The following is a 14,049-nucleotide window of genomic DNA, read 5'->3' on the forward strand; positions in this document are numbered from 1 at the left end:
AATGGCAGCAGTATATTTCGATAAAAACTTTAATATCCGTATTTCATTATTTGCTAAATCCCCAAAGACTCGAAGATCTGAAAGGGGAACATGTAACGCCAAAACTAGAAAAAGTACCCTATGTCAGGCTCCACCTGTTTGGGATAACTTTAGCGATGCTGCAGTAAATGGACGTTGTAAACTGCATGGTGGCTTGTCAACAGGGCCTAAAACTGAGGCTGGTCGACAAGCAATCAGAGAAAGTAATCGGAGACGAAAGAAATGAAGGTTCGTTCCAAAATCAAGGTTCAATTAAATTTATATTAGGGCCACTAGGTTTTACTTCTAAGGAAAGTAGCTCCTTAAGGCGGTGTTCATTCGTAAATAACCAGTTTGTTCCTTCGGATGTAATTGCATAAGCGGGATCAATAGAATCATGCGAACGATCAATTAGTTGTTTTACTAATAAATGCTCTATATTTAGATTGAGTTTAAAATCTATAAAATTTAGAAAGTCATTATCGCCAGTAGATCTTAAGTTATCTGAAATAGTACTTTTTAATACACCTCTGCCCGACTCTGATTGGTTGGTCATTATACTGAGTAAAATGTAGATTTCAGCCTTAGATAGAAGAATTTCGTTTGAAGCACTCATGTTACAACTCCGCTTAATGTTATTTGATTCAACTCTCCTTTTTGTTCTTCTTGATTCCATATAACCCATCATTCACTGGGAGTGCAATTATATCGGGTAACCCAGATTAATGCCACTTATTGGGTGTGGAACTTATAGGGTGTGATCGTTTTAACTCATTAGATGAAAGAAAAACATCAAAACCTTATAAAAATAGGGGACAGAATCAGAGAACTAAGAAAAGCCAAGGGCTTCTCGCAAGAGAGTATTGCTGATGCTTCATCTATGGGGCGTACATATATGGGTAGAGTGGAGCGAGGTGAGCAAAATATTTCTATTCAAAATTTAATCCAAATTGCATTTGCATTGAATGTAAATGTAGGGGAGCTTATCCCCCCATTAAATGAACTTGAAAATCCTGCTTAGGAAGTTCTATTTCTCATGAAAGTGAAGGCTTTAATGGTCGTACAAAGTAAAGTTATGATCTATCCAATATACGATAAAGACTCTTCCGTCTCTGCGGCCAACCATAGCCGCTTTTCCATCAAACCGTAAAGCAATAAGGTTTGTATCAGGAGTTATATCTTTAGGCATGGGCGCTTTGATGGCATGTTGAGCAATTTTTTCAGTGCCTAATCCATGTTTATGAGCCTGAATAATCTCGTTCCAAGTCATTTTTCCTCGTTTCCTAAGTGCATCTGCAAGTGCAGCTTTTTGTTCCTTAGTGCAATCAGAAATACAATAATTTGGCTGTAAATGTTCTAATGAAAATAATGGCTTATAGGGATTAGTTGAAGAATTATCTGTATTTACAGAAAAATTTTTTCCTTGTTGGATAGGAGGAGATTTTAAGCTACTTTTCGCCATAATTAATTCAATTGGTTTTTAAAATAGTCTTTTAAGTCGTCATGTGAAATAACTTTATTACTTTCTGAGTCAATATTATCAAGCCAAGGGGATTCTGTATGAGTTAAATTCCTGAGTTTCCATGCTGAGAATTGACCATAAACTTCATATATTTCATTAAGGAGATCTTGTTGTTCCTTATTGAAAACAGATGCATCAAAATCGGGATTAGGAGCCACAGCTTCATTTTTATGTTGTTTTTTTGCATGGTAAAGTACAGGGCAAACAGGACCATGAGTCCATGCTTCAATTACCTCCGCAAATAAAGGCTTACCATACATAGCCAGGTGGAAGCCTTGTGCATAATAAATTAATTTTTGTAATTTAAGGTTTGAGATTAATTCGCTGCCATCTTCTTCTTGTGAAGCTTTATGTAGAAAATAGTCAGCAACTTGAAAGGCTGTGTTCATTTATTCTCCTTGTATATAGCAGCAAGTATAGCATAATATGTTAAATGAACAGATCAGGTTGATTATCAAAAAATACATTATGCTAAGATAGGTTATAATTCAGAATACTCAACAATTCTCTTTGGTTTACAATCTGGTTGAGATAAGTATTGTAGAGATGGAGGATGGAACCAAAAACCTAAAGCACCTTCCCAATCACCATTACGTTGTTTATTGCAATACAATCTACAATCCGAGGAATTAATAGTTTTTAGTTGGGATTCATTTAATTTCGCACCATTTGACTTCATTTTAATTAGATCTTCCTTACTCTTGTTTCTCCAAATACTAAAACAATTATCAGCCAAGTCTGCAATTGCTCCTGTACCTTTTATATCTAATTTGCCCGGAATTTTTGATTCGTCCTCTGTTTTCCTCGGATGTACAACTAGATGAATCTGACAATTGTGTTGATTTTTAAAATCACAGAGCTGATCCGTAATAGTTTTTTGTAAGTTATAATCGTCCTCAGCAATGTCTAATTTCATCAGTGAATCAATAACAAAAACATCTATGCCATAGCGTTGACGAGCATATTGAAAAACTTCTAATAACCGCTTTGATTTTGCTGTACCGACTAGATCAAATAGCCATAGTTTGTCTCCAAGCCAATCATGAATAGCATGAATATATTCAATGGATGGTTCAGCTAGAGCACTTGCTTGTCGGGTGAGGCGCATCAATAGACGTTTTGGCTTCATTTCTAAACTTGCAATGCAAACACGAGCTCCTTGTTTCATCATATGAAGGATGACTTGGCCTAATAATTGGCTTTTTCCATGCCCATTAATTCCTGTCCAAACTGAAAGCTCACCAGGACGGAACATAATTATATCGTTTGTTTTTTCCCAAGGAGCATTATATCCAATATGAACGCCAGGAGATGGGTAAAATTCACCAATTACTTGATTAACAAACTCACGAGCTGATTTTAGCTCTTCTGGATCAAGAGTTTTTGCTTCATCAAAACATTGATGAATAACTTCTCTAGAAACATTAGATTGTAGGCATTCATTTGCATCTTTATATGGTAATGTAACAATGTGGCAACGATGACGCCCCAATCTATCAATCAATTCAACTTTAGCTTTGTGACCTTCATCATCATTATCTAAACAGAGATATATCTGATCAAATATAGCTAGCCGATCAAACTCATATTCAATCCAACGTTGTTTATCTCCACCGCCTCCTCCAAAGGGCACAGAGAGAGCTGGTAAGCCATATTGGTATAGGGACATTGCATCAATTTCCCCTTCACAAATAATTACCTTGCGAGCATTCGTTGGTATCTGGTTCCAACCAAATAAACAAGGCTCACAATCTGGTTCAACATAAATTTTCTTTTTATTGTTCACTCTGTGTAATTTAAGATATTTTACTAATATAAGTTCTTCATTACGCCAATAGCGAAAAATAACATCTCCATTCCGTTCGCCAATTTGATAAGTTCGAAGAGTTTCAGCTGTAAGTTTTCTTTCATTAACCAAATAGCTCATAACAGGGGATGATAAAGCTAATTCTCCAATATTATTTAATTTAGGTTTAGCAAAGCTAGAATTCTTATGACCTTCAAACTTTTGTGGGGACGGTATACCAAGATAACGAGTTACTTCTTTAATTGCGTTAGCTAGCGTTAAATTATGCGTCAATGCCCATAGATCAAGTAAATCACCTTTACTACCTTCTGCAAAATCTGACCAAATACCAGCTTTTTCCCCCTTAAGGCGTACTCTAAGTGATTCTCCAACTTCCCCATGAATGCTACCAACACGCCATTCAGCCCCAGATTTCTTACCGTTCGGGAGTAAATATCTAGCAATCTCCTCTGCCCGTTGTGCAAGTTGTTGTGAAATTTCTTTAGCCATTATCATGTCAAATTACCCCCGCCATTAAGTCATCAGTGCTTTGAACTCCATGCCACGTGCTATATTCTTTGGCATTATTAATAAAACGCTCAATATGATCTGCATCACGAAAAATTAAGCTGATATCGTTATAGGTTTGATTACGATCATTTTTTCCCATGTTGTAAGGGGTTTTAGCACAGCCATCAATTGCTTGTTTAAGCTCAGCAGGGGTATAACCTGATTTTAAAGTTGACTTGATTATATTTTGACGTTTCTTATCCAGCCTTGCTTTTGGACGATCCATGGTAACTTGCCAATGTTGAAAAATTTCTTCTACAAAAATAGACGAGTTAACTTGAGAAGCAGCAATTTGTGAGGTTTCGACCTCACACATATTTATATCCTTTCTACTCCTTTCCTTTCCATTCCATTCCGTAGTCGAGGGCTCATGGAGGAGTTGCGGAGGACTATCTAATAATTCGTTTACTCCTCTAATAGTACTCAAAGAATGATCGGCGAATTTATTGAGCTCAGATTGTGGAAGGGGGTAACGTGATGTTGGTTTATCAATACGCTGATGTTTTTTCCAGCCCGTGACCATCCAGTATAGGGCATTATCCTCCTCATATTCGCATAATAGATTATTTTGAATAAGCTCATTGATGAGTTTTTTTATTTCAGCAGGAGAGAAATCATCTGCTGGAAAAACTTCTGTTTTAAGACGCACGTAGGATGCAGTATGTACGCCATTATCATCACAAAAATTCCACATACCAATAAAAAGTAATCTGGCATTAAGCGAGCAAGATAAAATTTGCTCGCTTGTCCAAAATTCTGGTTTAACTGTCCGAATGCGAGACATATTAATTATCCCCCTGAGTAATAGGACCTAGATAAACATACAAAGCAATTTTATGAATAATGCCATTCCGATCCGGTTCCTTGGTCCACTCTTTGGCGATATTGTGTTTTTCTTTTAACTCTTTTATACGAGGGGGTGGGCTTACAATTCCCATGTTATGAAAGGCAAATGTAGATCTTCTTGGATTTTCTTTGAAAGCTTTAAGCATTCTTGTTTGTTGATTGGATTTTGAATTATTATATTCGTGACAATTTTTAGAAGGGTTGCCCGGTTTTACTGGGCGATTCTTTTTAATCATGATTATACCCCTTTCCCTTGGTTTGCTACCCATTCAAAAAAGGCTGCTTCATCAATTAGTATGCGTTTACCAACTTTCTTGATAACTTTATCAAAACCATTTTTATCCTTATTGAAAATAAGATTTCGCAAACCACCAATTCGCGGCCATTCATGGTGTTTTTCCCAATTGGGAACAGGGATATAGCGAGTATTCTGGGGGAGTTGTGTATTATTCATAGATACCTCTCATTAGCGTTATACACATAAGTGAATTCTTATGTATTAAGAGGTATACCACTGGGAATACACAGCTAATTCCATTTTGTGTAGATGTGTAATTAGCGATGTATTTTTATTTAATGCGTTTTAATTTATATATGATATTTCGAAATGAATTGCGTTGTAGATCTTGCTCAATACCCTCCGGTGAAATCCATTTAATTACCGGATTTTTTGCAGACCAGGAAGTTACTTCTTGTAATATTGAGTCTTCATTTTGAGCAATAATTACTAATTGACTCCAAATTGCTCGAGGCGATTTATCTTTGGATTTAATATACGTTTCTTTTATAAGTGTATTAAGTGCATGTTCACGAGTTTGCACGGTTTTCTGTTTTTTTGTGGACTTATTTGTTATTGTGGGAGTTTTGTTGTCAGCCTTCGAATGATTACCTTTGTTACAACAATTACCAAATGATTTTAACTTTAGGTTTGAATCTATTAAATCATTTATGGCAGCATTTGTTTCACTAATAATGTTTGCAGGGAGGGGCTTGATAGTATTTATTTTAAGCATTTCTGTAGCTGTTTTATGAGTCTCGGTTATGGCTTTAATAAATTTTTTGTCGATTATCATTTTCCATCCTTTGTATTGCTAAAAATTTTCTCATTCATACTTGCAACAACTTTACTTGTGTGAGCATCAGACAAATGTGCGTAACGTTTAACCATATGCAGGGTTTTATGTCCAAGAACTTCGGCAATCTCTGCTAAGGTTGCTCCGTTCATTGCTAAATAGGATGCACTGCTATGCCGCAGGTCATGCCACCGGAAATCAGCGATCCCTGCACGTTTAACTGCATTTTCAAAAGGAGTACGTAAATCGATAGGTTTTTTAAATTTGTGATTTGGGAAAACTAAATCGCATTTTAGGTGACGTATCTTTGATAATTGTTTGATTAATTCAAAAGCGAGACCCTGTAAATGCAATGAACGTATCTCGCCATTTTTAGTTTCATGCAAAGTGATAACTTGCCTAGTAAGGTCAATATCATGCCATTTCAACCCTAGTATTTCCATTTTTCTTGCCCCAGTGGAAAGAGCGAGTACTACAGCAGTATATAAATATTGGCTGTCACTTTTTTTACACTCGTCTAATAAGCGTCTCCGTTCATCATCTGATAAGTACCGTACCCTACCGCGAGGCTCTTTGGGCTTTGTAACTCGGTGTAAAGGCGAATCCTCAATCCAGCCCCATTCTTTAACAGCAATGGTAAAAGAATGGGAAAGAGCTGCCATATATCGAACTACAGTAGAAGGAGAGCGGAGTTTGTTTCTTGTTGTGATACCCGAAGATAGTTTGTCTCTTCGTTCTGCAATCAAAGCCGGTGATATGTCTGCTAAACAATATTGCCCAAGTTCATGTTTCCACCATTTAAGATGCAAAATAGTATTTTTATTATTTTTAGGCTTAAGAGGTAGGATGTCTTTGATGTAGCGGTCGATCATTTCTCCAAGTGTTCTACGTTTGGCTTCTGTAGTTTTAAAATTACGACCTTCAAGAATAGCTGCTTCAGTTTGCGCTGCCCACTTGCGAGCATCTGTTTTTCTTCTGAATGTAGCTTGCTGTGTAGGAAATCCCTTAAGCCTGACTTTAACGCGGTAACTTGGTTTGCCGTCTTTATCAACTCTTTCTTCAATGGTGGCCATAAATAAACATCAATACACATAAGTAGCCACACACTATAATATGTCCCAAAAAATAGCAACATCAGTTAGTTAATCCTATGGGTAATTATGATAAGATTATGAAAAATTGAAATATATATTCATATACAAGAAGTCATGGGGCACTAGTGGGACAGTAATTTTAAAAACTCAATATTTTGTATTAAAAATTTTTTTTAAAAAAAGATCTTAGTTGCTATATTTAACGGATAACCCAGGTATCTATAGCTGGATCGATTAGAAACAGTTCTTAAATTGGATTAATAACAATGTTTAATTCAGAAACATTATTTATTCTTGGAGCTGGCGCAAGTGCTCCATATGGTTATCCTCTTGGTAAAACATTAATTCAAAATATAATTGATGACATGGAAGATAGCATATTTATACCTAAATACTCCTCAAAAAAATCCCCCCCATTTTGGAACAAAAGTGATATAACACACAACACACTGTATGATTTTAACGAATGCAATGATGTGTTTAACCAAGCTATGCCTTATGTAGATGGTGTTGAGCAACATCACATTAGACAGCAAAATGAAGATGGAGTTTTTTATATATATTTTAATCAAGATGATAATCTGCATCGTTTTCATAAGGCTTTTTTCCTGACAAAAATTAAAAATATCAATATTTTTAATAAGTTGAAAAGAGCATTGGAAGTTTTTGATCCAATATCTATAGATGCTTTTTTGAGGGATAACCCTTCCTATGCCAAAGCTGGTAAAATAATGATTTTATATTCTCTTTTGAAAAGAGAAGATCGTGATAAGTTTAATCTTAATCAAAGCCCAGATAATTGGTATTCACTACTATTAAATGACTTAGTTTCTGAGTGTGCAGATAATCCTGAGAAGTTGAGCAGTAACAAAGTAAAATTTATTACATTTAATTATGATGTCGGTTTGGATTTCTACCTTCAAACTAGAATTAGAGAAATTGAGATATTTTTGAAAACATCTGAACAATCAGTTTCTACTGCAGATAAATTCTTAGAAGAATTAGAAATAAAACACGTTTATGGGCAATTGTATTTGCCTGCCGATCCAAGTAGGTATGGATTATATTTTGATTCTAAAGATGGAAACACAGCAAAGCGTCGCGCAAATAGCGATTATTCAGATCCCGCAGCACCATCCTTAAATTTAATTCAGAATTTTAAGCGATTTATCTATAGTTTCGCTCAGTTTAATAATATTAAAACAATGTACGATGAAAGAAATAATCCCGTTGAGAGAGATGAAATGATATCTTCATACAGATCCTCTATCCAGTGGGCAAATGAGATTATATTTATTGGATTTGGTTTTGATCGAGATAATCTCAATCTGCTCGGTATCCCAGATAATTTATGGGACTTTAATCAAATTTTCCCTGGTAAAACCATTCGCTACTTGAATTACAAGGGGGATATGAAGTCATTAGCTCAGGAATTCGAAAAACTCCAGAGCGAGTGCAAGGATTTATTAGATGTTAATACTCATAAATATGGTAATAAGAGAGTGAATGTTATTCAATCAAATGCGAATTCAATTTGTAGTGCTTATCAAAATGATTTTAAGAAGTTTTTATTTCGATGATTTATATTTTATCTAGCTTAAGAGCGCAGATAATTTATGTTAATAAAAATCAGTTATAAAATTCATTTATTTTCACCCCTTATTCCTTAGATAGTTGTGACAGTATTTTCACAACTTACTTTAGTAACTATTTTTTGCTTTGTTTGAGTTGGATCAAAAGCTTCTTTTATAAGAGATTGCATTAACTGCTCAGCATAAATTGAGTTTTGTTTTATTTTCTCCTCTAAGTCCCTACATTTTTTTATCAGGGTATCAACTTTTTCAACAATAATTTTTTGTTCGGAAAGGGGAGGAAAAGGGACACAAAGAGTATTAATAATACCAAGGTTGATGTTTTTTTGAGCCGTAGCAGGGGCAAATTTTTCAATTTCTTTTCTAGATATATCAATAAAGTACTTAATATATTTAGTGGTTACATTATCGATAAGGGAGTTGAATCCAACAACACTATCAGGAAAACAAGCGTCAATTCCTAGGAAGCCTGTCTCCGCGATATTAGCGGCAATCGTTATACATAAAGTTCCCGCCGGCCAAATTTTGCTTTGAGATAAACCTGCTTCATTGTATTTCTGACTATAGGAATTGATCAAATAATCATTAGTTTTGGATTGAGCAACATCACCAGTTTGTACAAATGGATATGTACCAAACTTAAATAATATCGCATCATTTCGAGGTCGATGCTTTGATTTTCCTCTTCCAAACAAACCTGTATCGCCCAATCTACACCAAACCCAACTATCAGGCAAAACATATGGCATTTGCTCTTCATTTATAGGCGGCAATGGTTTATCCAGCTTAATTTTTTTCTCATCAACTAATCGCTGTTTCTCATGTTTGATACGAGATAATAAATGACTTGCTGGTTCAATACCTGGATTAGCTACTCGCCAATTTTCAGTTAATTTGCCTTGTATAGCTTCTTGTAAAATAGTTTGTCTGAGTTGTTTTATCTGCTCTAGTTGGAGGATATTATTTTTATTGAAATCAGTTTGTTTTGATTTAACTGAATGGATTTTTAATAATAATTCATTCTGAATATTCGGAGAGGGTAGATATATTTCTTGATTGAGGAATTTATCTTTTTGTAATCTTATACGCTGCGTTGTTCCATCACTTCCTCGTTTGCATATCTCATCAAACCAGGTGGTAGAGGTGAGCTGCAAAAATAATTGTTTATTTATTACTGACTCATCAATATCAAAATACCAAAAGTCATTAGTGACGATTGCACCATCTAATTCAGCGGGAACAATACCAAACGCTCCATTGCGAGCATCAATACCGGAAAGTATAAAATCACCTTCTTTCACTTGAAACATGTTAGATTTGATTTCTGCTCCTTTTTTTAGTTCCCTTAAAATAACTCCTTTATGGTTCATTTTAATAGTGACTAGTTTGTATTCCTTATCTGTAATTAATTCAACAGGACGTTTAATTCTTTTCATGAAGTCGCCGATAGTATGCTTTTTTCTCATAATTATCTCAATAACTCTTCTAGTTCAGTAATTATATTTTTACTTGAATTAATGGATTCTCTTAAGCTACTAAGAATATCTTTCGAAGATTTAATTTCTGTGATTTTTTCAATATTGGGATTCTTAATGTCTAGGTCCCAATTATTTAAATCTTCTATATTTATTTTCCAGGCTAAATCATTTTCATTTCGGTTATTCCACCAATCAATTATTGGCTGAAATTCTTCAAAACGGATTGGTTTGGTTTTAGAATAACTTTTTTGACCTTCAGGTAATTTATGTTCGTAATACCAAATTTCTTTTGTTGGTGTACCCTTTTCAAAAAACAGTAAATTGGTACTGACTGTAGCGGGGAAAAAGGTGCTCTGCGGCAACCGAATAATAGTGTGTAGATTACATTCTGTAAGTAATCTTTCACGAATACGCATTTTTACTCCATCACCTGTGATAGATCCATCAGGTAATACTATTGCAGCACGTCCTTTAGCTTTGAGTAATTGAATCATTAAAATGACAAATAGATCAGCCGACTCTTTACATCGGAAACTTGCCGGGAAATTAGTTTCAACCCCGTCAGCAATACTCGCTCCAAAGGGTGGATTAGCGAGGATAACATCGACGCGATCTTTCTCTCCTATGCTGTTGTATTCTTTTTTTAAACTATCAATGTAATGATAATCAGGTACATCAATTTCATGTAATATCAGATTGGTTAGACCTAATACATAAGCTACAGGTTTTAGTTCCCAGCCAGTAATGCTTTTTTGTAGAGCTTTCTCGTCTTCGACAGTTTTGACATATTTGTTTCTAACATAATCTATTGCTGCTGTTAAAAAGCCACCCGTGCCACATGCCGGATCTAGTATGTGCTCACCTAATTTAGGATCGATCATTTGGGTCATTAATTGAGTAACAGCTCTAGGAGTATAATATTCTCCCTTATTACCAGCATCTCTCAATTCCACAAGAATACTTTCATAAATATCACCAAAGATATGTTTATCATTGGCTTTATTAAAATCAATTTCATTTAGTTTATTAATAACTTTACGCATCTCATAGCCAGATTTCATATAGTTGTTGTTGCCGTCAAAAACTTCTTGAATAAGCTCTGCTCGTTGCGTAGGAACTTTTTGAGTTAATGTTTTTAAAGTAGGAAATAGCTTGGTTTCAATAAATTTAATTAATTCTTCGCCAGTTATACCTTCTTTATTTGCAGCCCAATTTCTCCATTGTAAGTCTTGAGGTATAACAGATGTATAGTTATCTTTAAGTAACTCTAGTTCCTGATCTTTATCATCCATAATCTTAAGAAACAACATCCAACCTAGTTGCTCCAGTCGTTGTGCATCGCCTGATATGCCTCTATCTTGTCGCATTATATTTCTTATGCTACTAACAACTGCACTGATATTTGTCATTTATACTGCCTCATCTTTGTATAATTCGCGCTCTAACTCTGCTAGTGCTTTTAAATAATTTTCTTTGCCGCCAAAAATTTTAATAATTTCTAGGGGAGAACCATGTTTATTGAGGGGATCAAGTTTTAATACCCCCATACTTTCAATTGTTGTTAAACCATCATCTGAGTATTTTTTTAATAAACTATTAATTACTTCTTGTGCTTGGTCACCATATTTAGCGAAATAGTGTCGTTTTTTTACATTTTCTACTCGTTCCTTGCGGGTAAGTGGGGGTTGTTCAAAGGCGACATGACAAATTAAATCAAATGGATCAAAGTCTTTTCCGACCTCTTCTTTAAGCACATCAAAAAAAATTCCTCGCTCTTCTAGGGCTTCAATTATAATTGTTTTTTTATTGGCACTGTTCCAACTTTTAAGAAAATCATTCAATGTGGCATATTGGCTACGAATATTCTTTTTTGTGTAATCTTTAAAATTCTCAGTAATTATTTTTCCATCTGGTCCTAGATACTGTACTCTTTCATTAATTACTTTTACCCATACACCATTAACTCTAATTTTCTTACTCGGTGACTCATTGATTTCACCACCACCTTCGATTTCCGGTTCTGGCATTTGTAGCTCTTCACCTGTTTCATTGTCTATGATTGGCTCATCAATTGCTTCTTCCTCAATGCCAGCTAAATCGTCTTCTTCAGTTACTGTTTTAACCATAACAGGATCGCCATCAAATTCTGGATCTGCAAATAGGTTGGTAACATTTCTAAAATCCATGATTGTGAAGTAGCGTTTACCATACTCTTCATTAATTCGAGTTCCTCTACCGATTATTTGTTTAAATTCAGTCATAGAGCCGATGTTACTATCAAGAACAATCAATTTACAGGTTTGTGCATCAACCCCCGTAGTCATTAATTTAGAAGTGACGGCAATAACAGGGTAGGTTTCACTTGGGTTAATGAAATTATCAAGCTCTCTTTTTCCTTCTTCATTATCACCTGTAATCTGCATTATATATTTTATGTTTTTTGCAAATAAATCAGCATTAGCATTTACTAAAGCTGTACGCATTCCTTCCGCATGTTCGATATCTACACAAAAGAGAATGGTTTTTGAAAAACGATCATTACCTTTTAAAAACTCAGTGATTTTGTTAGCAACTAATTTTCTTCTTTCATCTACAACAATATTTTTATCGTAGTCACTGCGATTATAGATGCGATCTTCAACAAGCTCTCCATCTTTATCTTTAAAATCTTTGGGGGGTCTCCATCCATCTGCATCTATATCTAGGGTTATCTTGACTACTTTATAGGGAGCCAAAAAACCATCATCTATACCTTGCTTGAGTGAGTATGTATAAATGGGATTGCCGAAATACTCCTGATTAGATACATCTTTAGTTTCTTTAGGAGTAGCAGTTAGTCCTATATGGGTTGCATGTTCAAAATAGTCTAGAATTTCTCTCCATTTACTATTTTCTTTTGCGCTTCCTCGGTGACACTCATCAATAATAACCAAATCAAAAAAATCGCGGCTAAACTGTTTGTAAGCATCTTCTGTTTTACTATCAGATAACCCTTGATATAAGGCTAAATATATATTGTAAGCAGTGTCTATTTGCTTATTTTTTATAATAGTCATGGCATCTTTGAAATGCCTGAAATCTCCCCGGGCTGTTTGATCAATTAGCGCAGTTCTATCTGCAAGAAATAAAATGCGTTTTTTTGTACCACTTCTCCAAAGTCGAAATATAATTTGAAATGCAGTATAGGTTTTACCTGTGCCTGTCGCCATAACTAAAAGAATGCGATTCTGTTTTTTAGCTACAGCCTCAACACAGCGATTAATCGCAATTTGCTGATAATATCGAGGAGAGCGGCCTGAAGTATCTATAAAATAGTCTTGAGAAGCTACTGCTTCAATTTCTGGTGTATTAATCCCTTTATACTGTTTATATTTTTCCCATAATTCTTCTGGTGTGGGGAATTTTTCTAAGGGTATTTCTGTTTCTATTTGACCAGTTGAGCAAGTTTTATCATGGAAATAGAATCCATCACCATTACTACTAAATACGCAGGGTATATCGAGGATGTTTGCATAGTCCAAGGCCTGTTGTATTCCAGATTTTAAGCTATGTTTATTATCTTTGGCTTCAATAATGGCTATTGGTAAATTAGGCTTGTAAAATAAAATATAATCAGCAAATTTTCTTTTTCCTCTAGTGGTAAGCTTTCCTTTTACATAGATACGCCCATCTGTAAAAAATATTTCTCGGCCAATTTGGGTATGCTCATCCCATCCTGCTTTTAAAACAGCAGGGGTAATGAATTTAGCCTTGATATCTGATTCAGATAGGTCTTTTTTATTCATTTGTTACTGCGCCTTTAGATTTCACCCATATATCAATATCTTCTTTTTTAAATTTCCAAAGACGTCCAATTCTATGAGCAGGCATCCCTTTATCATTAATCCACTTATAAACAGTGTCACGTTTAACACCGAGATAAATACCTATCTCATCTACAGATAACCATCTATCTTCCATTTTGGACCTCAAAAAAATAGTAATATTTGTTAATTATAATCGATTTAACCGAGTTTAACCGATTTAATGTGGTTATTCTAAATATTTAACGAATTCAAAAATAGAAATTT

Annotated in this window: 16 protein-coding genes; 3 read left to right on the top strand and 13 right to left on the bottom strand. The window is 34.8% G+C overall.

Annotated features, from left to right (window positions below; genetic code table 11):
• Position 1: 1 nt before the first annotated feature.
• Entirely contained in the window at positions 2 to 265 is a 264-nt protein-coding gene (locus Lste_RS14785; RefSeq protein WP_202814174.1) for an HGGxSTG domain-containing protein, read from the top strand.
• A gap of 15 nt (positions 266 to 280) precedes the next feature.
• Here the strand turns inward: Lste_RS14785 and Lste_RS14790 are convergent, their stop codons facing one another.
• A complete protein-coding gene (locus Lste_RS14790) occupies positions 281 to 634 on the bottom strand; it encodes a hypothetical protein (RefSeq protein ID WP_058511777.1) in 354 nt (117 codons plus the stop codon).
• A 162-nt stretch (positions 635 to 796) separates the two neighbouring features.
• Here Lste_RS14790 and Lste_RS14795 point away from each other — a divergent pair, with 162 nt between their 5' ends.
• A complete protein-coding gene (locus Lste_RS14795; protein ID WP_058511778.1) occupies positions 797 to 1,039 on the top strand; it encodes a helix-turn-helix domain-containing protein in 243 nt (80 codons plus the stop codon).
• 30 nt (positions 1,040 to 1,069) lie between these two features.
• Here Lste_RS14795 and Lste_RS14800 read toward each other — a convergent pair whose 3' ends face one another.
• The 8 genes from Lste_RS14800 to Lste_RS14835 all read right to left on the bottom strand — a co-directional run bounded on the left by Lste_RS14800 (position 1,070) and on the right by Lste_RS14835 (position 6,888).
• Entirely contained in the window at positions 1,070 to 1,480 is a 411-nt protein-coding gene (locus Lste_RS14800; RefSeq protein WP_068310986.1) for a hypothetical protein, read from the bottom strand.
• Positions 1,481 to 1,482: 2 nt separating this feature from the next.
• Positions 1,483 to 1,929: a Panacea domain-containing protein gene (locus Lste_RS14805; RefSeq protein WP_058511779.1), complete on the bottom strand. Its 447-nt coding sequence runs from the start codon at positions 1,927 to 1,929 to the stop codon at positions 1,483 to 1,485.
• A gap of 92 nt (positions 1,930 to 2,021) precedes the next feature.
• Positions 2,022 to 3,836, bottom strand: a complete 1,815-nt coding sequence (locus tag Lste_RS14810) for a toprim domain-containing protein (protein ID WP_237760503.1) — start codon at positions 3,834 to 3,836, stop codon at positions 2,022 to 2,024.
• Between the two features lie 7 nt (positions 3,837 to 3,843).
• On the bottom strand, positions 3,844 to 4,680 hold the full coding sequence (locus Lste_RS14815) for a hypothetical protein (protein ID WP_058511781.1): 837 nt from the start codon (positions 4,678 to 4,680) through the stop codon (positions 3,844 to 3,846).
• A gap of 1 nt (position 4,681) precedes the next feature.
• Positions 4,682 to 4,978, bottom strand: coding sequence for a helix-turn-helix domain-containing protein (locus Lste_RS14820; RefSeq protein WP_058511782.1), 297 nt, complete (start codon positions 4,976 to 4,978; stop codon positions 4,682 to 4,684).
• A 2-nt stretch (positions 4,979 to 4,980) separates the two neighbouring features.
• Positions 4,981 to 5,196 (bottom strand): hypothetical protein, encoded by a 216-nt coding sequence (locus Lste_RS14825; protein ID WP_058511783.1) that lies wholly within the window; start codon positions 5,194 to 5,196, stop codon positions 4,981 to 4,983.
• Positions 5,197 to 5,311: 115 nt separating this feature from the next.
• Complete coding sequence (locus Lste_RS14830; RefSeq protein WP_058511784.1) at positions 5,312 to 5,815, bottom strand: hypothetical protein; 504 nt, start codon at positions 5,813 to 5,815, stop codon at positions 5,312 to 5,314.
• A complete protein-coding gene (locus Lste_RS14835) occupies positions 5,812 to 6,888 on the bottom strand; it encodes a tyrosine-type recombinase/integrase (RefSeq protein ID WP_058511785.1) in 1,077 nt (358 codons plus the stop codon). The genes Lste_RS14830 and Lste_RS14835 overlap by 4 nt, the downstream gene beginning before the upstream one ends.
• A gap of 287 nt (positions 6,889 to 7,175) precedes the next feature.
• Between Lste_RS14835 and Lste_RS14840 the strand changes: the two genes are divergently transcribed.
• A complete protein-coding gene (locus tag Lste_RS14840) occupies positions 7,176 to 8,489 on the top strand; it encodes a hypothetical protein (RefSeq protein WP_058511786.1) in 1,314 nt (437 codons plus the stop codon).
• Positions 8,490 to 8,575: 86 nt separating this feature from the next.
• Here the strand turns inward: Lste_RS14840 and Lste_RS14845 are convergent, their stop codons facing one another.
• The 4 genes from Lste_RS14845 to mads1 are packed head-to-tail and all read right to left on the bottom strand — an operon-like array spanning position 8,576 to position 13,939.
• On the bottom strand, positions 8,576 to 9,967 hold the full coding sequence (locus tag Lste_RS14845; RefSeq protein WP_058511787.1) for a restriction endonuclease subunit S: 1,392 nt from the start codon (positions 9,965 to 9,967) through the stop codon (positions 8,576 to 8,578).
• A gap of 2 nt (positions 9,968 to 9,969) precedes the next feature.
• On the bottom strand, positions 9,970 to 11,388 hold the full coding sequence (locus Lste_RS14850; protein ID WP_058511788.1) for a class I SAM-dependent DNA methyltransferase: 1,419 nt from the start codon (positions 11,386 to 11,388) through the stop codon (positions 9,970 to 9,972).
• Entirely contained in the window at positions 11,389 to 13,764 is a 2,376-nt protein-coding gene (gene hsdR, locus Lste_RS14855) for an EcoAI/FtnUII family type I restriction enzme subunit R (protein WP_058511789.1), read from the bottom strand.
• Entirely contained in the window at positions 13,757 to 13,939 is a 183-nt protein-coding gene (gene mads1, locus Lste_RS14860; RefSeq protein ID WP_058511790.1) for a methylation-associated defense system helix-turn-helix domain-containing protein MAD1, read from the bottom strand. The genes hsdR and mads1 overlap by 8 nt, the downstream gene beginning before the upstream one ends.
• Positions 13,940 to 14,049: the final 110 nt, after the last annotated feature.

Source organism: Legionella steelei, from assembly GCF_001468005.1.
Taxonomy (GTDB): domain Bacteria; phylum Pseudomonadota; class Gammaproteobacteria; order Legionellales; family Legionellaceae; genus Legionella; species Legionella steelei.

Coding starts and splice junctions, on each gene's coding strand:
- Lste_RS14785 (WP_202814174.1), top strand. CDS start 2: ATGGCAGCAGTATATTTCGATAAAAACTTTAATATCCGTATTTCATTA.
- Lste_RS14790 (WP_058511777.1), bottom strand. CDS start 634: ATGAGTGCTTCAAACGAAATTCTTCTATCTAAGGCTGAAATCTACATT.
- Lste_RS14795 (WP_058511778.1), top strand. CDS start 797: ATGAAAGAAAAACATCAAAACCTTATAAAAATAGGGGACAGAATCAGA.
- Lste_RS14800 (WP_068310986.1), bottom strand. CDS start 1,480: ATGGCGAAAAGTAGCTTAAAATCTCCTCCTATCCAACAAGGAAAAAAT.
- Lste_RS14805 (WP_058511779.1), bottom strand. CDS start 1,929: ATGAACACAGCCTTTCAAGTTGCTGACTATTTTCTACATAAAGCTTCA.
- Lste_RS14810 (WP_237760503.1), bottom strand. CDS start 3,836: ATGGCTAAAGAAATTTCACAACAACTTGCACAACGGGCAGAGGAGATT.
- Lste_RS14815 (WP_058511781.1), bottom strand. CDS start 4,680: ATGTCTCGCATTCGGACAGTTAAACCAGAATTTTGGACAAGCGAGCAA.
- Lste_RS14820 (WP_058511782.1), bottom strand. CDS start 4,978: ATGATTAAAAAGAATCGCCCAGTAAAACCGGGCAACCCTTCTAAAAAT.
- Lste_RS14825 (WP_058511783.1), bottom strand. CDS start 5,196: ATGAATAATACACAACTCCCCCAGAATACTCGCTATATCCCTGTTCCC.
- Lste_RS14830 (WP_058511784.1), bottom strand. CDS start 5,815: ATGATAATCGACAAAAAATTTATTAAAGCCATAACCGAGACTCATAAA.
- Lste_RS14835 (WP_058511785.1), bottom strand. CDS start 6,888: ATGGCCACCATTGAAGAAAGAGTTGATAAAGACGGCAAACCAAGTTAC.
- Lste_RS14840 (WP_058511786.1), top strand. CDS start 7,176: ATGTTTAATTCAGAAACATTATTTATTCTTGGAGCTGGCGCAAGTGCT.
- Lste_RS14845 (WP_058511787.1), bottom strand. CDS start 9,967: ATGAGAAAAAAGCATACTATCGGCGACTTCATGAAAAGAATTAAACGT.
- Lste_RS14850 (WP_058511788.1), bottom strand. CDS start 11,388: ATGACAAATATCAGTGCAGTTGTTAGTAGCATAAGAAATATAATGCGA.
- hsdR (WP_058511789.1), bottom strand. CDS start 13,764: ATGAATAAAAAAGACCTATCTGAATCAGATATCAAGGCTAAATTCATT.
- mads1 (WP_058511790.1), bottom strand. CDS start 13,939: ATGGAAGATAGATGGTTATCTGTAGATGAGATAGGTATTTATCTCGGT.